This window comes from Vibrio sp. D404a (assembly GCF_030248535.1).
In the GTDB taxonomy this organism is placed as follows: Bacteria; Pseudomonadota; Gammaproteobacteria; order Enterobacterales; family Vibrionaceae; genus Vibrio.
Genome location: NZ_JAHGAJ010000004.1, coordinates 32,486 through 57,244, shown reverse-complemented (window position 1 = coordinate 57,244; position 24,759 = coordinate 32,486). Strand labels below are relative to the sequence as shown.

Here is a 24,759-nt window from a genome sequence, read left to right as displayed (position 1 = left end):
GTTTTTTTTTGGAGCCAATCGCCACAATGACTGAGACAAGATGAAGTCATTTATAAATTACTAGTAAGCGACTCGCACTTCTTTTCGATTTAACCGTTCGGCACTAGAGCCTTTTCATCGTGCCACATACTCTCTTATCGACGTTACTTATAAGAGAACAAACTATGTTAAACGTGAAACCAATAGCGCTTGTTTTGAGTGCGCTTTTTGTTGGCGGAAGCCATGCGGCGACCAACAGTCAACCAACGATGAATATCCAACCTGATCCGCAGAACCCAACAGGCTATCTTGTTTCGAGAGCCGATCTTGCCGCTGTTGAGCAATCTAAGGCCTCGGATCCTATGTATGCGATTTGGTCGCAGGCACTGCAAACTCGCTCCAATACGATTGTCGAAGCGATAGAGCCCGGTTCACCTTCCAACCCTGAAAACGTAAAGCGGGTTGAGCGTGTATTCCCTCAATCTGAATGGGATTTCCTTACTCAGATGGCTGCACCAGAATACACTTACACACGTTTCCTACGTGCGATTGGCAAATTCCCTGCATTCTGTGGAGAGTACACTGATGGCCGTGACTCTGATGCCATCTGTAAGAAATCCATCATCACCGCGTTTGCGCACTTCTCTCAAGAGACGGGCGGTCACATCGCGATAGACAACACCTCTGATAATCCATTGGCTCTCGAAGAGTGGCAGCAAGCGTTAGTCCATGTTCGCGAAATGGGCTGGTCTGAAGGGCAAGAAGGTTACACCACAGGTTGTGGTCAGAATGATTGGCAAAATGCGCGCTGGCCATGTGCGGCAGGGCAGGGTTACTTCGGTCGTGGTGCTAAACAGCTCTCTTACCATTTTAACTATGGCGCCTTCTCTGAGGTGATGTTCGATGGTGATGCAACGGTTCTTTTAAATAATCCCGGTTTAGTTGCTGATTCATGGTTGAACTTGGCTTCAGCTATTTGGTTCTTCTTAACTCCTCAAGCGCCGAAGCCAGCGATGCTGCATGTTATTGACCGTACTTGGACGCCATCTCAACGTGAACTGGATGCGGGCATTGGCTACGGGTTTGGCACCACAATTAATGTGATTAACGGCGGTATTGAGTGTGGTGAACAGAATAAAGACAAAGGCCAACCAGTTAACCGCATTCGTTACTGGGAAGGTTTAGCTGAACATTATCAGATCCCAATTGAAGCCGATGAGCAGAATACCTGTTGGCAGCAAACGCCTTACGGTAGTTTGAACCTTAACGGCGCAACCGATGTGCTTTACACCAACTGGGATGGTAACTGGAAATACTACGCCGATCGCCCAGAAGGTTTTTCATTTGAGTGTGAGTTAGTTGGTTTCCAAACCGCTTACTCTGCATTAGTACCGGGTGATTACGAGAAGTGTGTGACCAACTTTTATGGCTCTCATGCGAGCTGGCCAGAAGTGCGTGTGGTCGACAAGCTAGAACCGGTAGATCCTGGAACGAACCCGGGTGGTAATGGTTGGGATGCCAATAAGGTTTATAACACTGGCGATCAGGTGACCTTTAACGGCGCGACTTATGAGGCGAAGTGGTGGACACAAGGCGATGAGCCTTCCGCTGGCGGCCCTTGGAAACTGATCGCTGGCGAACCAACACCACCTGTAGAGCCCGATCCAACACCTGTAGATCCGCCAGTGACTGAGCCTCCGGTAACGAATCCTCCAGTCGAGCCACCAGTTACTGAACCGCTAGTCGTTCCAAGCGAATTTACCACTTGGGAGCCGGGTGTTACTCAGGTGAGTGACGGTGAGAAGGTGACATACCAAGGTAAGTGCTTTGTCGCGAAAAACGGCCCCGGTGTATGGGAGAGCCCAGTTCAATCAAACTGGTTCTGGGATGAGATTAGTTGTCAGTAGTAAGGTTCACACTTGATGAGTGAATGACGATCAAATAAGCCGGGCACATGCTCGGCTTTTTGGTGGTTAGGAATAGATGCGAGATGCGAGTAAACGAGTGGCGAAGAGCCTGTTTTTGATTGCTCCCAAACTCCGCGCATTTAAAAGTATAAGATTTTTTCGTATCTCTCATCTCGATACTCGTATCAATGATCAGATACGAGATGAGAGTAAACGAGTAGCGAAGAGCGCATTCTCTGTTGCTCTTCGTATCCCTAATCTCGCTTACTCGCATCTAACGAATCTTTTCGCATCTCTTATCTCGACACTCGTATCTTTATACAAGCGAGGCACGAGCGCAGTAGGGAATCTCTCGTCCAACTCATAGCTTATATGAATCTAATTTAATCGAAATGGTTTGTGATTCTCATAAGATCATTTACTCAACCTAAGTTTTCGATAACTGGATTACCTCAAATACGGTTTATAGATTAAAATTTTCTTACAATTTTTATTGGTTTTGTTTAACCCCCTATTTGATAAAGGTAAATTCGCAATGTCGACCAAACTAGCTAACCCAGCGCCACTTGGCTTAATGGGTTTCGGTATGACCACTATTCTTCTTAATATTCACAACGCAGGCTTCTTCCCGATTGATTCGATGATCCTAGCTATGGGTATTTTCTACGGTGGTTTGAGCCAAGTGATTGTCGGCACAATGTGCTTTAAGCGTGGTGACACTTTCGGTACGACAGCATTTACTTCTTACGGTCTATTTTGGCTGACACTGGTTGGTCTGATCGTAATGCCTTACATGGGGCTACCAGCAAGCCCAGCAAGCTTCATGGGTTGGTACCTACTGCTATGGGGCGTATTCACAGGCTTCATGTTCATTGGTTCTCTGTGCTACCCAGTAGCGAAGCAAGTGGTATTCGGCTCTCTAACAATTCTATTCTTCCTGCTAGCAGCTCGTGATTTCACTGGTAGTGAACTAATCGGCACCATCGCTGGTTTTGAAGGTATCTTCTGTGGCGCTTCTGCAATCTACTTTGCAATGGCTCAAGTGCTCAACAACGAATACGGTCGCACAGTACTGCCAATCGGTGAGAAGAAAGCACCGCAAGTTGCAGCGCAAGAGATCGCAGCTTAAGACTGATTTTTGGGAACAGCTCTTAAAAGCGCAGGAAAATAAAACGGGTTAGCCGAAATGGCTAACCCGTTTTTTATTGTCTCTGAATAGGCCTTACAGCATCTATTCAGCTCAGGAGTTTACTTACGCAGATGGCTGCTCAACTGGCTTGCTGTCAGCTGATTCAGCTTCAGGTGATTTACCTGTCTTACGCTTGTATTTACCTTCCCAGTAATCTGCACCTTTAATGCCAAGCTTAACTGGGTTAAATGTGTACTCAGTTACGCCTTTCTTCTGTTGCTCTTCGTAGTCTTTCAGCGCTTTCAGAGCTGGTTTAGACATGAAGAAGATAATCAGAATGCCGACGATGTTTAGCCAAGCCATCAGACCTACGCCCACATCACCCATTGCCCATGCAAGGTTGGCGGTTTTCACTGTACCGTAGAATACTGCAGTGATAAGAACCGCTTTCAGAGCAAACATCATACCTGGAATCTTAACTGTGCGACGTAGGTACGCGATGTTCGTTTCTGCAATGTAGTAGTAAGCAAGAATAGTTGTGAACGCGAAGAAGAACAGAGCGAACGCAATGAATGGCTTACCAACACCTGGTAGAGCACTTTCGATTGCAAGCTGTGTAAATACAGGGCCGTTCGCACCGATATCTGCAGCTAGGTTCTGTACTAGGAATGCGCCTTCAGCACCACCGTGTACGTTGTATGCACCAGTGATAAGAATCATGAACGCTGTTGCTGAACATACTAGTAGCGTATCGATGTAGATAGAGAAAGATTGAACCAGACCTTGCTGTGCTGGGTGATCAACACTTGCAGCCGCTGCAGCGTGAGGACCAGTACCTTGACCTGCTTCGTTAGAGTAAACACCACGTTTTACACCCCAACCGATAGCAGCACCAACACCAGCCATAGGCGTAAATGCGTCACCAACAATCATACCGAAGATGCGTGGCACCTCACCGATGTTTAGAAGAATGATAACGAAAGCAATCACGATGTAAGCCAGCGCCATGAAAGGAACCACGATTTGCGTGAAGTTCGCAATACGCTTAACACCACCGAAGATGATGAACGCTAGGATGATCGCAATAACAGTACCAGTGAAAACTTTAGCAAAACTGAACGTACCGATAGCTGTTTCGATCATGTCGCCTGTGCCAAACGCAGCTTCTACCGCATTACCAATGCTGTTTGACTGAACGCCTGGTAGTAGAACACCACAAGCAAAGATTGTCGCGATAGCGAAGATCCACGCGTACCATTTCTGACCCATCGCTTTTTCAATGTAGTAAGCTGGACCACCACGGAACTCGCCCTCATCTTCTTCTTTATAGATTTGAGCCAGTGTCGATTCTGCAAACGCAGTTGCCGCGCCAAAGAAGGCAACAACCCACATCCAGAATACAGCACCAGGACCACCGAAACCGATTGCGGCAGCAACACCAGCAATATTACCTGTACCTACGCGCCCAGAAAGCGAAACGGCAAGTGCTTGAAAAGACGAGATACCTTTACTTGAGCTTTTGCCAGATAACAACAAACGCCACATTTCAAAGAAGTGACGAACTTGAACAAATCGGGTCATTATGGAGTAGAACAAACCTGCGCCTAGACACAAGTAAATCAGTACCGGACTCCAGATTATTCCATTCAAAAAATCAACGAATGACTGCATGAGTATTTTTCCCTGTTAGTTGTACTTATGATTGTTTTTCGTACAACACAATACTTCACATGTAATGCTCTTGTTAAATTATTTATCTATCTAAGCTTAATAGTGTGATATATCGCATGTTCTGGAGGGCTTTTGTTAACGATAAGTTCTATTTTTCCGTTTGCCATTCGACATAGAAATGCAATTTAATGCATCTTTTTAGTTAGAGCTGGCTCGAAAGAATAGAAATTCATGATGTAAATGGCGTTGGTATTAAATTTCAATTTGCTGACTTGTTGCTGATGAAAACGTCAGGATTAGGTTATATTGTGGTTTTAATACGTAACCTTATCGATAGTTGTTCTGTTAATGTGATCTGTAAATCACATTTAGATTGCTGTGTTTGAGTTTTGGTGTGATCAAAATCACAATGGGTGGGTGTGGTATGAATCTCAGCCAATTACAGGTTTTTTGCCTAAGTTTGCAGATTTTACCAGAGTCATTGATTGTTACAGATGTGTTCCAGGTTCTATATGTTCTCCCCAAGTTCAAAAATCAAAGTTCAGAGTTTCGGTCGTGTTCTTGCGAACATGGTTATGCCTAGTATTGGTGCCTTTATTGCTTGGGGATTGATCTCCGCACTGTTCATACCAACGGGCTGGTGGCCGAATGAAGCTCTGGCTTCGATGGTTAGCCCAATGATCACCTTCTTGATTCCATTATTGATTGGCTACACTGGCGGCAAGATGACTGGGGGAGAGCGGGGCGCAATTGTTGGCTCTATCGCAACCATGGGCCTGATTGTTGGCACTGATGTTCCGATGCTAATGGGAGCGATGATCATTGGGCCATTAGGTGGCGCTGTGATTGCACGTTTTGACCGAGCTATTGAAGGCAAGGTTCGAAGTGGCTTTGAGATGCTGGTGAATAATTTCTCTGCGGGCATCATAGGAATGATGTGTGCCATCGTTGCCTTTTTGATTGTCGGGCCTGCTGTAAAAGTGGTTTCGACTATGTTGGCCGCAGGTGTCCAGGCCATGGTCGACACTGGCTCACTGGCTTTGGTTTCTATTCTGGTGGAACCTGCGAAAATTCTTTTCCTCAACAATGCGATTAACCATGGTGTGTTCTCACCAATCGGAATCCAGCAAGTTGAACAATATGGTCAGTCGCTAGTATTCCTTATTGAGTCTAACCCAGGCCCTGGTCTTGGGGTGTTATTGGCTTATATGGTGTTTGGCAAAGGCAGCACTAAACAAACAGCTGGTGGTGCATCCATCATTCACTTCTTCGGCGGTATTCAAGAGATCTACTTCCCTTACGTGTTAATGAAGCCTCGCCTGATTTTCGCTTTGATTGCTGGTGGTATGGCGGGCGTGACAACGTTGGTCTTGTTTGATGCGGGTTTGGTGTCAGCAGCCTCTCCGGGTTCGATCTTCGCTATTTTGGTGATGGCGCCTAAATCATCAATGTTGGGTGTCGCGCTTTCTATTGTTATCTCTACCTTAGTGTCGTTCTTATGCTCATCACTGATTCTAAAAACAGAGCAAAGTGCGGAAGCTGAGCAGGAAGAAGGCTATTTAACAGGTCGACCACGCTTTTCAAATCGAACGTCAGACTAATCACTTTAAAATGACGACGTTCTTACAGCGATAGACCAACGTCACTTTAGGCTTAGAGGTAAACATGAGAAACACGCGAGCAGAAAGCGCCATGCTTTCAAAGGCCATAGAGCCCATAGACTTGCCCAATGAAGCAGAACTGCTGGAAGTGATCTCGACTGCTGAGGACGCCAGTGCGGTGTTCTTAGCGGCCTATCATGCCTTGGACGATACTATTGGCGTGTTAATGCAAACTATCTTCTATAAAGACGATTACGCCGTGAAGTTTGTGGTTGATCCTCTGCTTAAGAATCAAGGTCCTTTAGGGGATGTGATGGTTCGCAGCAAGCTGCTGTATGGACTTGGTGTGATTAACCGTGAAATCTATGAAGATGTAGAGCGCTTTGTGACCCTGAAAGAGTGGGCAGACACGCCACAAAGCAGCATCTACTTTACCGACCCAGATGTGATTGAAGAGCTGCAAAAAGTCCACGTGGTGCAAAGTGTGATGCCTATCGATTACGATCAGCAAGCAGCCAACAACCTACCCGAAGAGATGCTGACGATGTTCATTGAACGTCATAACCAAAAGGTGCAATCCAGCGTCGTATTAGCCATCGCAGAACTTGTCAGACAGCTCTGCCACTGTGACACCTCGTTTCTGCCTTCTGGGGCACTATAGCAAACGAATCCTCTATGGGTTTGTTACGCTGTAGCCTCGCTTTTCAAGCACCTCAGCAAATACTTTCTGAGTTTTTGGCTCACCATGAATCAAATGGATCGATTTTGGTGGCGTGTCTATTCCTTCGATAAAGCGCAGCAAGTCACTTTGACCAGCATGAGCTGAGTAGCCTGACATAGTGTGTATTTGTGCGTTAACTGGGATGTTTTTCTGGTCGATGAGCACACTACTTTTCCCCTGCTGAAGCTCTCGCCCCAAGGTGCCGTGCGCTTGAAAACCAGCCAGAATCACATCAGTTCGTTTATCAGGTAACAGTGCCGACAGGTAATTCATAATTCGCCCGCCCTGACACATCCCCGATGCTGCGATCACGATGGCAGGCTCAGCGGTAGACTTGAGTCGATTTACCAGCTTTTTGTGAGTTCGATGATCATCAATCGTCACGCACTGCTCAAATGCCAAAGGGTGACGGTGCGCTTCGAGTCGCTGTTTCGCTTCTTCTCCCCATAGACTTTTAAAGTGACGATAAGAGCGGGTGATTTTTAGCGCCATTGGAGAATCAACAATGATAGGAAGTGCGTCACTCAGTGCTCGCTGTGCAATTAGATTTTCAATATCAAACAACAGCTCTTGAGTCCTACCCACACTGAATGCGGGAATCAATATACTGCCACCATCTAGCAATGCGCGATCAATGATGTGGTTTAACGTGTTGGCGCGTTCTGTGATATTTGAATGATCGCTCGCACCATAGGTTGATTCAATAAACAGATGATCCGCGCGTTGTGGCGATACCGGATCAGGAAGAAGGGGCGTGTTAATTGGGCCTAAATCGCCCGAGAAGACCACTACCTCTTCATTGGGTAATTTCACTTCGATGTAAGCAGAACCAAGGATATGACCTGCGGGTTGAAATCGAGCATAGAGAGTATTTGGCCTACCATGATCCTTATGCCCCTGAGGGCCAGTTCTGTGGGGAAGCGGGAACCATGTTTGATAGCTTTGAGGCTGAATAAGAGTGTGAATTCGCTTTAAGATTTGTTTGCGCTGTTTATGGCTGAATCCTTGTAGTTTCAAGCCATCATCAATCATCAGCGGCGCAATGGCTGCTGTGGCCTTAGTACAGAAGATGGGCTGATTGAAGCCACTCGCTAACAGCCAAGGAAGGCGACCAATATGATCAATATGGCTATGTGTCAGCAATAGGACGCTGAGTTGGTCAGTCTCAAAATCCACCTCTAGCGGGCGACTGCCTGCTCCTTGAAACAAGCCACAGTCTATCAAAACCGCTTGTCCTGCGGCTCTTAATTCATGACAAGAGCCAGTTACTGTCTCTTTTCCACCGTGATGAATGACCTGCATGCTGCGCTCCTAATAAAATCCAAGCTCAATTGTGCTAACAACATTCAAACAAGAAAACAGTAACAGTCAGAGTTGCGATCCTTTGCCCTGTTCAATGTAATTGATTAATAACTCAGCCAATGGTGAGCGAGACATCACTCGGCTTTGTGTTGAGCTTCACGAGCGTTGAGCTTTGATTCGGCCTCAGCTTCCAAGCGAACCACTTCGGCATCTAATTCCGCGATTTTTTCGTTCATCAATGCGTGGCAGTGATCGGCAAGGGCTCTTGCATCACTCAACTGATAGTTTGATACATCAATCGGCTCCAGCATTTCGGTGATTACAATGCCGTTATTGGTACGATTCAAATCGATCTTGTTGTGAGTAGTGCTAGTGCACATGGGTGTAATCGGCACGCCAGCGGCAATCGCCATACGAAAAGCGCCAGTTTTGAACGGCAGCAACCCACGACCTTTGCTACGCGTACCTTCTGGGTATACCCAAACGGATAAGTCACGTTGGTGAATGGCTTCGGCAACTTGCTGAATGGTGTCTCTGGCTTTTGACTTATCTTCACGGTTAATCAAAATATTACCCGTGATCCAATACAGCACGCCAAAGAACGGAACCCATAACAGGTCTCGCTTACCAAGTGACACGGTGCGTGGCCTCAGCATTCCTGGATCTGTCACGAAGTCAAACACACTCTGGTGGTTTGAGATATACACGCTATTACTCGGTGTGGGCGCATGCTCTAATCCGCGTTGAATCACCGTTAAACCGACAATCTTTTGCAGTTGATTAAACCAACGACAAAAGAAATAGACATGTTTGGGATTTTTCGGGCTAAACAAGCAGTAGACCAAAGCCGCGAGCGTGGTGAATACCACAAACACCGTAGCCAAAATAAGACGAAGAACAGTAAGCACAGCCAACTCCTTTGCATTGCATGACGCAGTATTCAAACCGTTAGAGATGATTAGAGTTTTAAGTCTATTTAACCAAATTGCAACAAAATCACAGTGCAAGACAGCCATTTTGAGATATGTATATAAAACAATGACTAACAAGGGTGTTTGGTAGAACAAAGTGAGCCTACAGGTGTTCACTGGAGAGATGATTCGATAAAAATGGCAAATTGGTTGCAGTAACCAAAGAGCAAAATTTAAGCGAAGGAAAATTCGTAAGTTTTGTATGGTTCGATAGTATTCTACTAACTGTCGACTTATCATTGAGTTAGAACCACTACTAACTGATTGAATATGGCATCGAAGACTGACTTTTATCACCAATATGCACAGCAACTGAGTACTCAGTATAATTCTATCGATTTTGAGTCAGTTCATCGCAGTTGGCAGCCTTATTGGCCCATGCAAGGTGACAAGGTTCTGGATATTGGCGCGGGCAGTGGTCGTGATGCACGTTGGATGCAGCAACAGGGCTGTGACGTTATCGCCATTGAACCAAGTCAAGGTTTAAGAGAGCTTGGAGCACAACACACTGGTGCTCAGGTTACTTGGATGGATGATTCTTTGCCGTCACTCAGTCGAACCGAAAATCTAGGTATGCGATTTGACCTTATATTGGTCAGTGCCGTTTGGATGCATTTACCAACTAGTTATCGTGAGCGCGCTTTTCGTAAACTCTCTAATCTATTGGCACCGAATGGAAGGCTCGTTATTACACTTCGTCATGGAGAGTTCAGCGATGAGCGACAAGGTTACCCTGTTTCAGTTCAAGAATTAGAGCAGTTTGCCAAGAATAGCGCTCTGCTCGTTCGCCATGTAGATGACAGTAAAGATTCGCTCAACCGTAGTGACGTCTGGTGGCAAACTGTTGTCATGACATTACCCGATGACGGCTCTGGGGATCTGAATAAGGTTCGTCATATCATCGTCAACGACAGTAAATCAGCTACGTATAAATTAGCCTTGTTGAGAACCCTATTGCGCGTTGCCGATGCACATTCTGGCGCGGTGCTTGATAGAAGTGACGGTAAAGTTCTATTGCCTGTTGGTATCGTTGCTTTGTATTGGATTCGTCAGTTCAAGCGCTTAATTGATATTGATATCGAAGGCTCGGGTATTCAGCAGAACAGTAATACCACTAAGGGGCTTGGTTTTGTTAAAGAAGACGGTTGGAATCAGTTAAAGCATTTAAGTGCTGATGATCTCGCGATTGGTGCGATGTTTTTAGGAGAAGAAGCAAAAGCATTACAGAAGCTGTTCTCACATACCATAAGCACCATAAAAGCTGGCCCCGTGACTTTTATCTATCAGGGAGCCAAAGAAAACAGGTTGTTCGAGATATTGCCTCCAGCGCAACGTCGAAAGTCACTCAACTCTTTAGTTATAGACAGTGAATTCTTAGCCAGCTTTGGCTACTTCACTTTGGATGAGAGCCTTTGGGAATGTTTTCGAATCTACCACTCTTGGATTGAACCGTTGGTCGTTAATCAGTGGGTGATGGAAATGCAGCGTTTCGAGACAAACCGTGAACGCAACATTTCATTGCAAACCTACCACGACTGCTTGGTATGGATTGATCATAACCACGATACGCGAGACGTGAGAAAGCGTGTTGAGCAGCTCAGAAAGGAGCAAACTGAGATCGTAAGTGTTTGGAGCGGTAAGGTACTCAAGCAGGAATACCATGTTGATCATTGTTTGCCGTTTGCTTACTGGCCGAATAACGACAAATGGAATCTTCTGCCGACAACAACCAAAGAAAACCTCAATAAAAGCGATAAAGTTCCTACGCCTGAAAAGCTTCACGCATCGAAACAGCGCATTGTGGATTGGTGGCGTTTGGCTTGGGATTATTCAGAACAGTCTCAGCAACGTTTCTTCTCGGAAGCTGCCCTGTCTTTACCGAACATTCCACCTCAATGTCGGGACTTTGAAGAGGTGTTCGATGCTATGGGGTTGCAGGTTCGTGGTGTGAAAAGCCGTTTGTTGATCAATGAGTGGCGTTAGGAATAGAACATGAAACACATCGGAATCGATGCCTGCAAAGTGGGGTGGGTGGTTTGGATTTGGCAGCACGATGAGGTGCAGCTTGAAGTAGTTGCGGAGCTATCCGAGATAACAGGACAGTTGTGTGATGCTCATACTCTGATTGATATCCCAATCGGCTTTAGTGATTCACAAACGCCAGATAGGCTGTGTGACAAAGCGGCTCGAAAATACCTAACGCGAACCCGCAGTGCTTCGGTGTTCCCTGTGCCTTGTCGTGAAGCGGCTTATGCTGAAAGCTATCCTCAGGCTTGTGAGATTAACTTCAAGTTGTGTGGACGTAAGCTCTCTAAACAGGCTTGGTATATTCTGCCAAAAGTGCGTGAGGTGGATGCGTTACTCAATCTTTATCCTGACCTCTATCTGCGAGAGTCGCACCCAGAGGTGGTGTTTGCTGCACTAAATGGCGCGCCGCTAGTGCATTCCAAAAAGAGCATTGAAGGCCAGCAGCAAAGGCTCGATTTGTTAGCGCAATACCTGCCTCAACATATCGATAAGCTCAAGCACCAAGTAGCAACCACCAAGAAATCAAAAGTGGCGCCGGATGATCTCATCGACGCGTTTGCCTTGATGTTGTGTGCACTGCACTCTGACCAACTCCGCTCCTTTCCTGAGAGTGAAGATAAGGATCCGCAAGGGCGAACCCGCGAGATTGTCTATTGGCTGTCGTTGTCTCACTAACTTTTTCATTTCTAAATAACCACTTACAGTACCTTAACTGCCGTTAGTTATCTTCATAACCCACGAGACGTATTTTTTGTTGCTCTAATTATCAATAAGGGCAGTCGTTATGAGAAATAACATCGCAGAAGATAACTCCTACACTATTGGTCATACACCGTTGGTACGCTTGAACCGAGTGAGTAACGGACGTGTGATGGCTAAGATTGAATCACGTAATCCAAGTTTTAGTGTGAAGTGCCGTATTGGCGCTAATATGATCTGGCAGGCGGCAAAGTTAGGCAAGTTAGTTCCGGGGATTGAACTTGTTGAACCGACCAGTGGTAATACGGGTATTGCGTTGGCTTACGTTGCTGCGGCTCGTGGCTACAAGCTGACTCTTACCATGCCTGAATCGATGAGCCTAGAGCGTCGCAAATTATTGAAAGCCTTGGGTGCGAACTTGGTTTTGACTGAAGCAGCAAAAGGCATGAAAGGCGCGATAGATAAAGCGCAACAGATCGTTGATTCCAACCCAAATAAATATCTGCTCCTTCAGCAGTTTGATAACCCTGCCAACCCTGAGATTCATGTAAAGACGACAGGGCCAGAAATCTGGGATGCCACTCAAGGCCAAATCGATGTGTTTGTCGCAGGCGTAGGTACAGGCGGTACCATCACAGGGGTGAGCCGTTACCTTAAGAACTATCAGAAAAAGCAGGTGTTGTCGGTGGCGGTTGAGCCTGCTGAATCACCCGTCATTTCTCAATCATTGGCAGGGGAAGAGATTCAACCTGCACCTCATAAAATCCAAGGCATTGGCGCTGGGTTTATTCCCGGTAATTTAGACCTCAGCCTGATCGACCACGTAGAACGTGTTACTTCTCAAGAAGCCATCGATATGGCCAATCGTCTTATGAAAGAAGAGGGCATTCTTGCAGGGATCTCTTCTGGCGCAGCAGTTGTTGCAGCGAATCGCATTGCTGAAATGCATGAATACCGAGGCAAGAATATTGTGACGGTTCTTCCTAGTTCAGGCGAGCGTTACCTAAGCTCAGCGTTGTTTGCAGGTATGTTCGATGAAAAAAGCAGTAACTAGCGCGATTATCCCTATTTTTTTGGGGCTGGTTGCCGCCTTGCTTCAACAAGTTGGCGTAAAAGCCCTACAAGAGCGCATCTCTGAGGAGGATGGAACCGCGATATTTTTCTACGTTGCGCTTTTCTATATCGCGACTTACTTAGGCTTAGTCACCCTTACTTTTTATATGTGACCAAGTCGATACCATTGCTACTGATAAGTTGCTCACTCTTATCGAAACAATCTTATAAAAAACAAATTGAAGGTAAATCATGTCAATCACTTTTCAAGGCGAAGCGGTTTCTGTTTCTGGTTCATTCCCACAAGCAGGCCAATCAGCACAAAACTTCACGTTATGCTCAGCAGAGCTTGCAGACATCACACTTGAGTCGATGAAAGGCCAGAAATTGGTACTCAATATCTTCCCAAGCATTGACACGCCAGTATGTGCGGCAAGCGTACGTGAGTTCCACCAAAAGCTAGCGAGCGTTCAAGGTGTTGCGGTATTGAACATCTCGGCAGACCTGCCGTTCGCAACGGGCCGCTTCTGTACATCTGAGTCTATCGATTCAGTACAAAACTTCTCTTTCTTCCGCTCACCAACTTTCACAGAAGACTACGGTGTGAACCTGAACGAAGGTGCGCTAAAAGGCCTAGCAACTCGCGCAGTGGTTGTGGTTGATGAAGAAGGTAAGGTGATGCACAGCGAACGAGTTTCTGAAATCACAGAAGAGCCAAACTACCAAGCGGTTCTTGACGTAGTAGGTGCTTAACATGAAAAAGTCACTGTTAGTTATGGCACTTTCTGCGCTGTTTTCTACTGTTGCTTCAGCGCAGTTTGACGTGACAGAGCAGCACGCTAACCTAGGTTCGGGCGAGATCGTTACACTAGAGAAAACCAACAAGTTTCATCTAACTGGTGAAGGTGTGAAAGTCGGCGACTACATGCCTTCTGTTCAGCTAATGACATCAAACCTAAAACCGTTCGATACCAGCGCAACCAACGGCAAAGTCAAGATCTACAGCGTACTGACGTCTGTTGATACTCCGGTATGTGTTCAGCAAGCGGCAGAGCTTTCTCAGTTTGTGAATGAGAATAAAGCGTCACTGAAAGATATCGAGTTTTACGCGATCAGTGCAGATACGCCATTTGCACAGCAGCGTTTTATTTCTGAGCATGAGCTAACGGGTGTTGAGTACCTGTCAGATTCGGTAGAGCATGCATTTGGTGAGAAGACTGGTGCGCTGATTAAAGAGCTTGGCCTACTGACGCGCAGCATCGTGGTAACGGATCAGAACAACAAGATCATTCTTGTACAACGTGTACCAGAACTGACGACACTGCCAGACCTTGCAGCCGCTGTTGAGCTAGCAAAGAAACAAGGCTAAGCCATTTCGGTATTAAAACACTGATTTTTAGGATAAGAGTTCTCTTGTAAATCAATTACTAAGCCCTTCTTTTATAGAGGGGCTTACATTATCTTAAAGAGTAAATTACCTCTTAGCCTTACACTGCCTCCCATTAGAGCAACGCAAACGTTGCCGTGATAAAAAGCGTTTATAATGTAAGAGAGTTAAAGCTTTGCTTTTATGAGATTTTGGCTTTAATGGCTAGGTTGGTTATTAATACTAATTTAAGTAGAGAATATTCAATGTCGGACGTTTTAATAGTGGAAGATGATCTGCAGCTCAGGGAGATGCTGTGTTACTTTTTGAGAAATGTAGAGGGATATTCGGTTGACTGTTTAAGCAGTGGTGAAGGTGCCACTGAGATAATTATGGATCGAGCGCCTAAGTTGGTCCTGCTTGATATCCAGCTTCCACATACTTCAGGGCTAAGCGTTCTTGAGAACCTGCGCCAACAAGGCTCTACTATTCCTGTGATCATCATGACGGCTAACGACAATGAGATCACAGAAACCAATGCGCTCACAATAGGGGCGAATGACTATATCACCAAGCCGGTTCGTACCAATGCGCTTCGCGAGCGAATCCGAAAGGTCCTAGAGCAGAAACCAAGTATCCACTCTCGTGTTGAAGAGGAGTTGATATTTAGGCTGTGTTCTAGAGATTCAACACTTCAATTTAAGCATATTATCGTTCCATTAATTCCCTCTGAATTCGAACTTCTCGAACTGCTTGCGAATGCAGACGAGCCCATGCTCGTACATGAGCTTTTTCAACATATTCACGGCTTTCCTTATCACATTGAAGACCGCTCTATTTACATGCGAGTGTCGACGCTTCGTAAAAAGCTCAGCACTTACCTACCGGATATGGAGCTGATTAGAAACAAGCGTAGCCGAGGTTTCTATCTCAACTATCAGGTTGTGGTTCGATGAAAACCTTTATCGGTCAGATCATCAGTTCACTCATTTTGGGTTACTTAGTCAGTACCATGTTGTCGTTGCTGTTACTTGCTCCTTATAAAGAACAGCTGCAGCAGGACCTGAACTTTCGTCGCTTAGAAATGGTGTTGAACGGCTTCCTTGCGCCACTAGTAACCAACAAGCCTGAAGAATCTCCGGTTTGGTTGTTCCAATGCGACGTCTCGTCGGGAGAGATGCAAAGGGTAGATGAGGGAGAGTACACACTGGCGAAGAAACGCGGCGATAAAGCGATTCTAGGAACGTTTAATAGCGAGGCTTACAATAACGATCCAGCGATACGTCACATCAAGCTGGTGGAGCTTTTGGAAGACGTATTGCAGCTTCTGTGTACCCTTATCATCTTGATCTTGTCGCTGCGCACTTGGACCAATGGCTTTAAGTCGCTTCATCACTTATCTTCTCAGTATGCGCGGGGCGACTTTAAGGCGCGTGTAGATGAAAGGGGCCCGGAAGCAGTGAAGACCCTGATCGCCAATCAACATCAGATGGCGGAAGCGATAGAGAGTTTGATGGCGCGGCAGAAGATGATCTTTGCTGCACTGCCTCATGATATTCGCACACCACTCTCATCAATCCAGTTAACCAGTGACATGCTAGTAGAGAGCCACAACAGTGATGCATTTCTGCTAACCAAGCTCGATGAGCAAGTGCGAAGCCTGAACATGTTGTGTGAGAACAGTCTCCACTTGCTAAAGATCTTAAACAAGCAGGTGCCGCTAGCCAGAGAAAAGGCGAACTTTGAAGCGATAGTACATAAGACTTTTTCGGCACTGAGTAACAAAAAAGGTTTGGAACTGGTTAACTGCGATCAAACGATCACGACCGATCATAAAGTGCTCAAAATATTGTTGTTTAACATTCTGAGTAATGCGTGCCGTTATACGCGCGAGAACATTAAGATTGTTTACGCCAACTACCCGAATTTCGATGTCGTGAAGATCAGCGACGACGGACGCGGCTTTCCACAACCTATCATTCAAGCATTCAATAATGGAGATATCGATAGCATCAAACCGCAAGATGGTTTTGGGATCGGGATGTTACTCATCTATGAGCTTACCACTCACTTGAATGGCAGAACCCTGTTATCGAATACTGATCACGGCGGACAAGTGACGCTCATTATGCAGCGCTGATTCCTCTCGTTCATGAAAGACAAAAAGCCCCCTTGTTGTGAAGAACACAAGGGGGCTTGTTTTTTGTGGGTGCTTAATGACTAGCGATGAATGACTAGTGATTAACGATTAGTGGTGATGGTGCACGTGCGCGTTTTCTTCAACCGCTAGCTCGACTTCTACTTTGCCTGCATTTTTAAATTGCAGCGTCATCGGGAAGCGCTCGCCTTTTTTGTAAGGCTTGTTTGGGTTGAAGATCATCAAGTGGTAGCCGCCCGGCTTGAACATCACCGTTTCTTGAGTCGCTAGGCGTACGTTATCGACTTTGATCATCTTCATCATTCCATCTTCCATTTCATGGGTATGGATTTCGACGCGATCAGCAATCGGAGTTGAAGCGCTGATTAAGAAGTCGTCTTTCTCTGCTAGGTTTTTCAATTGGAAAAAACCAGCAATCACAGTGGCATTCGGCGGCGCCTCTCGGCTCCATGGGTGATCTATTTGAATACTATCTGCTGTGTATTCGTGCGCAAAAACTTGAGCGGTGAAAAGTGTCGCAATAAATAGGATTAGAGTGTTGAGCTGTTTTTTCATAATAGTCTCTATCGGTTTTATCTGGTTGGCCAAATATTCATATTGGCCTGCATGCAAAGAGCGCAGTGAAGTTACACCCGCCTTTAATGATATAAGGCGTTGGTTTTTTGAGTTAAAAAATTGTCGTTAAACAAGTTTCGTTAACAGAGATAAACACAAGGCTTATCGATTTGTTTACGCAGAAAAACCAGAGGGTGGGGACTGCTTAGGCGCAAGTGTGAGATAGATTTTGCTAAAGCAATAGGTATGACTATAGTCAAGATAAGAGCTCGTGACACGGCACAGCCAAACAGCAATGGCAGCCAATACAAGAGCCATCATAACAATTGAGAATTGGCACATTTCCAGTAATGGACACTGGAATTTAAGAGGTTCATGGACGTCGTTTAGCGATACTGGTTGTTCGGCGTTATCACCAATCAGCTCTCTTATATCGACCCATTTAAAACCCTCTGCGGTACACAACAAGATCTTCTCTCCCTGTGCTTCTGACAGCCAGTTCTTGTTATTCACTTGTGATGGGTTGAGCGCCATCGTCGCCAATAAATATATCTGAAACAGCAAAGCAGCAATGACGTAAATCGCCATTACTTTTTGTTTTATCTGCTTATTTCTTGATATATGCATCACAACATTCAGTTCACTCATTTCGGCGCGGATACTACCAAAGAAATTAATGGGTTGTAATGCTAGGTTTATAAAATGGTGACATAAATACTTAAAATGAATGGTGAATTTGCTTCTATACTTTTAGTTGATTCGTTTAAATCGGCTGGCGTTTCTTGTTTAAGAGCCGTTACTTGTCAGCCTGAATGCTAGGTAGATCTTTCAATGAAAAATGGATGAGTAGTAAGTCAACAATTGATGAGGTTAAACCCTGTTAAGTCATCGATTTGTCATTGAAAAAGTCACCACGTAAACGTTATGTGAGAACCACTGCTGACGCAGGAACTTTAAACAAAAACGTCAGTATTATTAGTGAACTGATGACAACGGAACAACTAATGAAAAAGATACCTTTGGCTTTAACTCTAATAAGTACACTTGTTTTTTCGCACTATTCCATGGCAACGACTGACACTTCCCCTACTACTCAAAATCCAACTTATGAGCTGGACGGCAAATCGGTGCTTGGCCGTACTGAGAATGTCTATCTCTCGAAAGTGGAAGGGTTCAGCGATATTCCTTTTATTGGCAAAATCGATACCGGCGCTGAAACCACGTCGATGCACGCAGAAGATATTACAGTAACCAGTACTCATCCGGATTATAAGAACTTAAAAGACCAAGAGCTGATGCTGGCGCTAACAGAAGAGGTTCTGAACAACAGCGATGTGGCTTACAGTGATTGGGATGGCAGTACCTTTGAACCTTTTGAAGCACAGGTATCATTTAAGATTCAAAACCCTAGAACTGGAGAAATGGCGAAGATTGAGGCGCCTTTAGAGCGTGTCAGTATGATCCGCAGTCGAACCAGTAGCACGCCGATACTTCGCCCAACCATAAAAATGTCGCTCAAAATCGCGGACCAAGAGCTCACGACAGACGTTAACCTTACCGATAGAAGCCACTTTTCCGCGCCCATTTTGATCGGTAAAACCTTCTTAGCCGAAAACGCATTAGTATTCGCAGGTTACGATTATCTTCAAGAGCAAGAAAAGGCGACCGTAGTTGGCAGAAAAGAGATCGTTTCCATTAATGGTCTATCAATGAATGCCAGCTTCTCTCTTGCTAACCGCTACAGCAATCTACATGCTGAAGAGGTTGATATTGATAAGAAAAACAATCAAGTAACCTTTGACATGGTTAGCAATGATGGTCAAAAGAAAGAGGTGAGTTTACCTCTGGTACGTATGCTCAACGTGAGCGGTAAGCAAAGGCCTCTCGTGTACGTGCCTGTTCAATTAGGTAAAGACACTACGCGAGATATCTTGGTTTATTTACGTGACCGTTCAGGTAGCGACTCCCAGCTAAGAATTGGCACCATGACGGCCAGTGAACACTTCATGATCAACAGCAACGCAGAAAACTTACTTTCGTCTGGCGCTGAGAGCTTTCAAGATGCTACCAAGTCAGGTGAGGCTTTGATTATCTCGCCAGAAGAGGACATCACACTGGATCACTTCCCACTCAAAGCCGTTGCTTCGTTCAACGTGAGTACTCCGGTTCTAAAGGTGGAAAGTTTTGAAATGACGGGCTCGGGTGATGATGAAACCGTTGAGTTCTTTTTGATAGATGCGGATGGCGAGCAGCAAAAAGTCTCTAAAAAGGTGATTAAGAAGCTGAAAGTCGGCGAGGATGTTCGCCCAGTAGTGAGTGCAGATTTTGTTGTATCGGGTGAAGCTCATGAGCGAGAGTTTGCCCTTGATGTGTTAGACATGAGTGAAAAGGTGCCTTACTTCGTTCTAGGCAAAAAAATGGCTAAAGAGGGCGTGTATATCAACACTCGCGCCGACTACCTGTTGAACGCAGAACCTCTGTTTAAAGTCGGTCATGTTGAGCTTGTTGAAGTCAACGGCATGACATTCCCGGCTAAGCTAGACACAGGTGCAGACGTGAGCTCAATGAATGCGATTAACATTAAACGCTTCAAGAAAGACGGGCAAGATATGGTGACCTTTACCTACCAAAACAACCAAGGCGATAAACAAGAATTCACTAAGCCAGTGATTGATGTGATGCGCATTAAAGCTAAGAAAGGCGAGAAGGTAAACATTCGTCCTGTGGTAGAAATGAACGTCAAACTCGGTGATTTAGAGAAGAAGGTCAAGGTTAACCTACAAGACCGCTCTCGCTTTGAATACAGCATGATTCTAGGCAAGAACTTCTTGAAATACGGTGCGCTTGTGAGTAGTGACGAAGACTATGTATTGGGTAAGAAGGAGTAGCTTGCATTAAACTCCGGAAAAACAAAAAGGGCCAACTCTTGCGAGTTGGCCCTTTCCAAACGTTTGGTGCTAGCGTAAGTTGAATTGGTTTTTTAAGTATCTGTTTTTAATTAATTTGTCCCGGTTTGATTTTTTATGATGTACCTTGTGGTGTACCCATTCATTATTGTTAGTCGCTTTTTTGTTGAAATTAGTGCTCTTTGATGAATGCTTTAACGGCGCTGATACTCAGTACAACTTTTATGTTGTTTAGCTTTCTCGAGACAACTAAAGTGTTGTTTATTGTGAGCGTACAACATTGTAGTTGTTTGGAGTAAGGTGATGAGAAATGTAGAGGAGCTAGCCCTGCTGTTAATAGACCAACGGAAAAAGCTAGGTCTTGAACAAAAAGATATGTATATGCGGATCGGAATGAAGCAGCAACAGTACCAGCGTTTAGAAGCTGGTAACGATGTTAAGTTATCGACGCTGCTTAGGGTCCTTGAAGGTTTGGATCTAGAACTAGCAGTTACCCCGAAAGAAACCAAGAACCCATTGCGTGAAAAAGGTCAATGTGATGCCTTACCTGATGATCTTCGCGATGATACTGATGACCTAGATTTTTGGTTTAGCTTGGAGGACAAGGGCTAACTTTTAACCTGGCTGAGAACCATCAAAGATCGAGGCGTTTTTTAGCCTCTAGCAAAGCTTGGTTTTGTTTTTTTAGTTGATCTATTTCTGACTTCAATCTTCCATTCTCTGAAATGACCTCATCATGATAGGATTTGTGGTTGTCGATTTTATGCTTCAATAGGGCGTTTTTATTCATAGCGCCTTCCAGCTCTTGGCAAAGGTTCTCATTTTCTTCGGTTAACTGTTCAACGATTGGATCCCGATTAGATTGCGCTCTTTTTTTTAGCTCAGCCATTCTAGCATTACCAAAGTTGACTCTTTCATACCTCAATTTTTCAATTTCTTTTTCATGCTTTAGCTGTTTTTGGGCGAGACGTTCGATGCGTTTTCGATCAATTATTCCGTTATATGTGTCATGGATTAAATGCTCAATCACATCTGAATTTGAGAGTGGGATAGCTCTACTCTGTGCTTGTGAGAGAGTAGAGCGCAGCTTGTCTAGTTCGGTAATTGCTTGATTGCTCAACGTATAGCTTCTGCTTTTTGAAGAGCTAGATTTCCTGTATTTGAACTGCCTGTAGCTTTGTCTGATTTTCCTATATTCACCCTCAGAATTTATCGTCACCAAACGGTTGCAGGCATGCTCTTTCTTAGACAATCCGAAGCTTTGATTGCTGGAGTCGTAAGGGGATGAAATTCCCTTCTTGTCTAAATGAGCAATTAACCAATCAAGCTCGTTTTCAGTTAACTGGTCAATCCAACTCACATCCCATTTATCCAATGCTGTCATATGAAGACTCCCTATTTTTTAACTCAGTATATCTAAATGTGAGATGACCTGTAGGTGTCAATTTTTGAAGTGTGACATGTAGCCGTTATGTGTTATGTTACATGTCACTAAGTCTAAAATACCTATAGGTTTATTTGTGATTGAATTGCGGGTTATTGATAAATGGTTAAGTGGTTTGATGTCAAGAGATAAGCTATTTATGCTGAATTTATTGCATCATGAGGGCGCAAAATCTGAGTACATATTGTCGGTTAAAGGGCTATCGATAAAGTTTGCTTTTCCAGAAAGCATGATAAAAGCAAGCCTTACCTCACTCGTTAAACAAGGCGTGTTACAGAAGCATCGAATTGATACTAGACACTATTGCTACCGCTTTACTCGGTATACACCGTTGATGAAAAATGAGTTGAGATTTGCATCCTTCCAGGCTGGTGGAGAAGAGGCCGAACCGCTATCACTTTATTGTCTTTACTCAGTCGTCGATGATGGAAGAGGTGTTGATAAAAGCTGGATTGATGTCGTTGACAGTTTGAGTTATGCAGGGCGTTTGGTGCTCTTCTGGCTGATATCAAAATCATCAGCAGGTATTGTCACTCCTGGAACTAAAGAGCTAGCTAAGTTTTCCGGTGTAGGTGTCGACGGTGTTCGTAATCAGTTGCAGCGTTTGACAGGCTTAGGTGTTATCACGAAACTGAGCTCAGGTTTTACCGGTAAGTATTTGTATGGTGTTACTAGCAGTCGCTATGGACTTCTTTTCTCAGAAAAGGGTAAGAGGCTTGTGCATCACTCAAATCTACTACTAGAACGCTACCAATCAAACAGTGATTATGAAAAGGTGGTTGATTCAATAATTATGCAAAATCAGGAGGGGCGCAGCTATCAGTTACAACGAGCTTTGGTTGATATACGATCTGATTTATTGAAACCTGTCATTGCTAAGCATTTGCTGTTCAACTTATCTATACATTGTATTCAACATCCAGATTCCAATTTTCATTTGGAAACGATATGCCCATGGTCCAAGGCTTACCAGAGAAGCCTTGCAGAAGAATTTGATGGTGATGAGCAGCAAATTAAGGTGGAGCTCTCTGAAGTCATTGGTAAGGTAATAAAGGGACTCAAGTCTGATTTTGATGCATCGCTGACGTTTTCAGATAAGTGGTAAAGGATCGTCTGCTACCAATGGCTTTGATGTTTTATCAGAGTGCTACTCTTTCCAGTGTCCATGCTATAGCTATCAGGGAAACGTGCACATTGACGCTTATCCTTAGGTTTGGTGCAACATCAGTATGTTGGTTAAGTTAATATTAAATCACTGATTTATATCTAGTTATTATCCCTCCTTAAGAGGGAATTAATAAAAAATAAATATCTACCTTTCTCTATGTCATTCACTAGACTGAGAGAACACTGATGTACTCAACTCAAAAGCTAACCACACTAAATCAAACATCCTTTAACGGTTATTCGGTTATTCCGGGATACAACCTTTGTGTTGAATATTTGCAACGTATCAATGAGCTACTTGATCGTGCTATGGCCGAGAATGCTCGCAGTGTTGTACTGCGTTTCGATTTGCACCTTCCAGTAGCGTTAGACTGCCCTGATTACCCAATAGAGTATGACTCGACGGTCATCACTCGCTTTATTGAGTCGTTTAAGGCACAGGTGCAGGCTGATAAAGCAAAAAAAGAAAGAAGCGGTCAACGTTGGTACGGTTGTACTGTTCGTTACGTTTGGGCTAAAGAAATAAACCAGTCAGTTAACCCTCACTATCATGTTGCGCTTATTTTGAATCGTGATGCTTACTTTGGGTTTGGTCGATATAGTCGACTAGGTGACAACATTGCAGGGAAGATATACCGTGCTTGGGCGAGCGCACTAATGAGGTCTCCTGAAGAATCAATGTCTCTGGTTCATATACCTGAGAATCCAGTGTATAGCCTTGATAGGAATGCCTTGGATTATGCGGAGCAATGTGAAAGGGTGTTTTACAGGTTAAGCTATTTAGCAAAGCTTGAAACTAAGCAATACGGCACTCGCAGTAAAAATTTTGCAACTAGTCGTACCTAGCTGGGCTATGCGTAAATATGAAAGGTTGGGAGTGCTAGCTCCCAACTCAATTGAGCTAATGTGTCTTCAGCTCAGTAGTGGACCTAGAGCCGGGTCATGATTCTTTTCATCTTCAAGGCGTTGTCTAACTACTGTTTTGTCTTCACCGCGATTAACGCACTCTTCGATATATTGTTCCTCTTTTTCAACAAGGTCTTGTTCTGCTTGTTCAAGCTCGTAATCATTTGCCATTTGGTCGTGTCCTTTTACTGCATGTTATTGAGTATCAACACGTTAGCAAAAACCAGTCATGATAGGAACAGATTGCTCAAAAAAGGCCTTTTATTTTAATAATATATCTTTGAAAGTACTAGGAAACCAATCTCCCCAATACTTGATGTTAAAGCTCTGACCACCATAGATTCTCCTGTGGGTCAAAAACATCAGGCCAACCCAGAACTGAGGTGATGTTTTGAACTGAGTTTATCTCAACTTCAAAAATCATGTGTGGCTCTATTCCCGTAACTGATGATTGTAGAATGAAATCACAAATAAATGCATTTGGCTTGCCGCTTTGTGAATCTGCGATTATTGGCTGTTGACTCATCTGAACGATGGCACCTGCCTTTGGCATGTGAGTATCAAATTGATTCTTGGTAAATTCCAAGTTTGTTTCGAATACGGTCTCGCAGGCTTGTTTTCGAGCTCGCTCTCGAAGCTGAGAGGTTCGTTGTGAGTCAATGCTGGTGGATTTCTTTAGTTGTGGTTGAAGGCCATTAATTACGTTTTCTGTTCTAACGATATCACCATCATGGTCAAGTTTTACAATCGTAAATACGTTAATGCCTTTTGTATCAAAGTTGGCATCCAGTTCGTATGGGCAGGCAATAGCAGCGCCACTGTAGCCGCGCTCTGCGGTGATGAGCTCTTCGTTGACACTGTCAATTTGAATATTTCCTGGCTTGCTCAACTCGAACAGCCTTAGCTTTAACTGATTGTTGATATCATCTTTAGTATTACTCAGTACATCCTCACAGATGCCTACAAACTGATTCTTAAGCATAGCTTCTTCAGATGTATTGCCTGTAACAAGAGCCCATCCACCAATAATGATGGAAAGAGCTAGCCAACCCAGAATGACTTTTTTGATTAAACTCATGTAATTTCCTTATTTACTAGTTTGATTTTTTACCGCCAAACAAAATGATGGCCACGATGACGAGCCAAAATGGAAGGCTTTTTGAGCCGAGCAAAACAGACAGTCCGATACCGATTGC

23 protein-coding genes and 1 pseudogene are annotated in these 24,759 nt (G+C 44.5%); 16 read left to right on the top strand and 8 right to left on the bottom strand.

Annotation, left to right across the window (positions count from 1 at the left end):
- Positions 1-164: 164 nt before the first annotated feature.
- Both KI655_RS02495 and KI655_RS02490 read left to right on the top strand, forming a co-directional pair.
- Entirely contained in the window at positions 165-1,886 is a 1,722-nt protein-coding gene (locus KI655_RS02495) for a chitinase (protein ID WP_285401392.1), read from the top strand.
- A 535-nt stretch (positions 1,887-2,421) separates the two neighbouring features.
- The gene (locus tag KI655_RS02490; protein ID WP_285401390.1) at positions 2,422-3,015 is read left to right on the top strand and encodes an acetate uptake transporter; all 594 of its coding nucleotides are present in this window, start codon (positions 2,422-2,424) and stop codon (positions 3,013-3,015) included.
- A 123-nt stretch (positions 3,016-3,138) separates the two neighbouring features.
- Here the strand turns inward: KI655_RS02490 and KI655_RS02485 are convergent, their stop codons facing one another.
- Complete coding sequence (locus KI655_RS02485) at positions 3,139-4,686, bottom strand: sodium:alanine symporter family protein (RefSeq protein ID WP_285401389.1); 1,548 nt, start codon at positions 4,684-4,686, stop codon at positions 3,139-3,141.
- 512 nt (positions 4,687-5,198) lie between these two features.
- Between KI655_RS02485 and KI655_RS02480 the strand changes: the two are divergent.
- Positions 5,199-6,239, top strand: a pseudogene (locus KI655_RS02480) (PTS mannitol transporter subunit IICBA); the annotation flags it as partial.
- A gap of 112 nt (positions 6,240-6,351) precedes the next feature.
- Positions 6,352-6,948, top strand: a complete 597-nt coding sequence (locus tag KI655_RS02475) for an MltR family transcriptional regulator (RefSeq protein ID WP_285401387.1) — start codon at positions 6,352-6,354, stop codon at positions 6,946-6,948.
- A 12-nt stretch (positions 6,949-6,960) separates the two neighbouring features.
- On the opposite strand, the gene KI655_RS02470 is transcribed toward KI655_RS02475, so the two are convergent.
- Both KI655_RS02470 and KI655_RS02465 read right to left on the bottom strand, forming a co-directional pair.
- Entirely contained in the window at positions 6,961-8,310 is a 1,350-nt protein-coding gene (locus tag KI655_RS02470) for an MBL fold metallo-hydrolase (protein ID WP_285401384.1), read from the bottom strand.
- Between the two features lie 134 nt (positions 8,311-8,444).
- Positions 8,445-9,218: a 1-acylglycerol-3-phosphate O-acyltransferase gene (locus KI655_RS02465; protein WP_285401382.1), complete on the bottom strand. Its 774-nt coding sequence runs from the start codon at positions 9,216-9,218 to the stop codon at positions 8,445-8,447.
- A gap of 333 nt (positions 9,219-9,551) precedes the next feature.
- On the opposite strand from KI655_RS02465, the gene KI655_RS02460 reads away from it, so the two are divergent.
- The 8 genes from KI655_RS02460 (at position 9,552) to KI655_RS02425 (ending at position 16,567) form a co-directional block, all read left to right on the top strand.
- Positions 9,552-11,264 carry a class I SAM-dependent methyltransferase gene (locus KI655_RS02460; RefSeq protein WP_285401380.1) on the top strand — a complete coding sequence of 571 codons (1,713 nt, stop codon included), beginning with the start codon at positions 9,552-9,554 and terminating at the stop codon, positions 11,262-11,264.
- Positions 11,265-11,273: 9 nt separating this feature from the next.
- Positions 11,274-11,984, top strand: a complete 711-nt coding sequence (locus KI655_RS02455) for a DUF429 domain-containing protein (protein ID WP_285401378.1) — start codon at positions 11,274-11,276, stop codon at positions 11,982-11,984.
- A 109-nt stretch (positions 11,985-12,093) separates the two neighbouring features.
- Positions 12,094-13,062 (top strand): cysteine synthase A, encoded by a 969-nt coding sequence (gene cysK, locus KI655_RS02450; RefSeq protein WP_285401376.1) that lies wholly within the window; start codon positions 12,094-12,096, stop codon positions 13,060-13,062.
- On the top strand, positions 13,043-13,234 hold the full coding sequence (locus tag KI655_RS02445; RefSeq protein ID WP_285352830.1) for a hypothetical protein: 192 nt from the start codon (positions 13,043-13,045) through the stop codon (positions 13,232-13,234). The genes cysK and KI655_RS02445 overlap by 20 nt, the downstream gene beginning before the upstream one ends.
- Before the next feature lie 79 nt (positions 13,235-13,313).
- On the top strand, positions 13,314-13,814 hold the full coding sequence (gene tpx, locus KI655_RS02440; RefSeq protein WP_306416330.1) for a thiol peroxidase: 501 nt from the start codon (positions 13,314-13,316) through the stop codon (positions 13,812-13,814).
- 1 nt (position 13,815) lies between these two features.
- Positions 13,816-14,430 carry a peroxiredoxin gene (locus tag KI655_RS02435; protein WP_285401374.1) on the top strand — a complete coding sequence of 205 codons (615 nt, stop codon included), beginning with the start codon at positions 13,816-13,818 and terminating at the stop codon, positions 14,428-14,430.
- Between the two features lie 263 nt (positions 14,431-14,693).
- Entirely contained in the window at positions 14,694-15,383 is a 690-nt protein-coding gene (locus KI655_RS02430; RefSeq protein WP_285401372.1) for a response regulator transcription factor, read from the top strand.
- Positions 15,380-16,567, top strand: coding sequence for a sensor histidine kinase KdpD (locus KI655_RS02425; RefSeq protein WP_285401370.1), 1,188 nt, complete (start codon positions 15,380-15,382; stop codon positions 16,565-16,567). Before KI655_RS02430 ends, KI655_RS02425 begins: the two co-directional genes overlap by 4 nt.
- Positions 16,568-16,675: 108 nt before the next feature.
- Here KI655_RS02425 and KI655_RS02420 read toward each other — a convergent pair whose 3' ends face one another.
- Together KI655_RS02420 and KI655_RS02415 are read right to left on the bottom strand one after the other, a co-directional pair.
- Positions 16,676-17,140: a copper chaperone PCu(A)C gene (locus KI655_RS02420; protein WP_285401368.1), complete on the bottom strand. Its 465-nt coding sequence runs from the start codon at positions 17,138-17,140 to the stop codon at positions 16,676-16,678.
- A 174-nt stretch (positions 17,141-17,314) separates the two neighbouring features.
- Entirely contained in the window at positions 17,315-17,788 is a 474-nt protein-coding gene (locus tag KI655_RS02415) for a hypothetical protein (RefSeq protein ID WP_285401366.1), read from the bottom strand.
- A 356-nt stretch (positions 17,789-18,144) separates the two neighbouring features.
- Here KI655_RS02415 and KI655_RS02410 point away from each other — a divergent pair, with 356 nt between their 5' ends.
- Both KI655_RS02410 and KI655_RS02405 read left to right on the top strand, forming a co-directional pair.
- Complete coding sequence (locus KI655_RS02410) at positions 18,145-20,028, top strand: RimK/LysX family protein (protein ID WP_285401365.1); 1,884 nt, start codon at positions 18,145-18,147, stop codon at positions 20,026-20,028.
- A 321-nt stretch (positions 20,029-20,349) separates the two neighbouring features.
- A complete protein-coding gene (locus KI655_RS02405; RefSeq protein WP_285401363.1) occupies positions 20,350-20,658 on the top strand; it encodes a helix-turn-helix domain-containing protein in 309 nt (102 codons plus the stop codon).
- Positions 20,659-20,680: 22 nt separating this feature from the next.
- Here the strand turns inward: KI655_RS02405 and KI655_RS02400 are convergent, their stop codons facing one another.
- Positions 20,681-21,430: a hypothetical protein gene (locus KI655_RS02400; RefSeq protein WP_285401361.1), complete on the bottom strand. Its 750-nt coding sequence runs from the start codon at positions 21,428-21,430 to the stop codon at positions 20,681-20,683.
- A gap of 94 nt (positions 21,431-21,524) precedes the next feature.
- Between KI655_RS02400 and KI655_RS02395 the strand changes: the two genes are divergently transcribed.
- A complete protein-coding gene (locus KI655_RS02395) occupies positions 21,525-22,595 on the top strand; it encodes a hypothetical protein (RefSeq protein ID WP_285401360.1) in 1,071 nt (356 codons plus the stop codon).
- 248 nt (positions 22,596-22,843) lie between these two features.
- Complete coding sequence (locus KI655_RS02390; RefSeq protein WP_285401359.1) at positions 22,844-23,503, top strand: inovirus Gp2 family protein; 660 nt, start codon at positions 22,844-22,846, stop codon at positions 23,501-23,503.
- Between the two features lie 66 nt (positions 23,504-23,569).
- Here the strand turns inward: KI655_RS02390 and KI655_RS02385 are convergent, their stop codons facing one another.
- A complete protein-coding gene (locus tag KI655_RS02385) occupies positions 23,570-23,734 on the bottom strand; it encodes a hypothetical protein (RefSeq protein WP_285401358.1) in 165 nt (54 codons plus the stop codon).
- A gap of 148 nt (positions 23,735-23,882) precedes the next feature.
- On the bottom strand, positions 23,883-24,641 hold the full coding sequence (locus KI655_RS02380) for a hypothetical protein (RefSeq protein ID WP_285401357.1): 759 nt from the start codon (positions 24,639-24,641) through the stop codon (positions 23,883-23,885).
- Between the last annotated feature and the right edge of the window lie 118 nt (positions 24,642-24,759).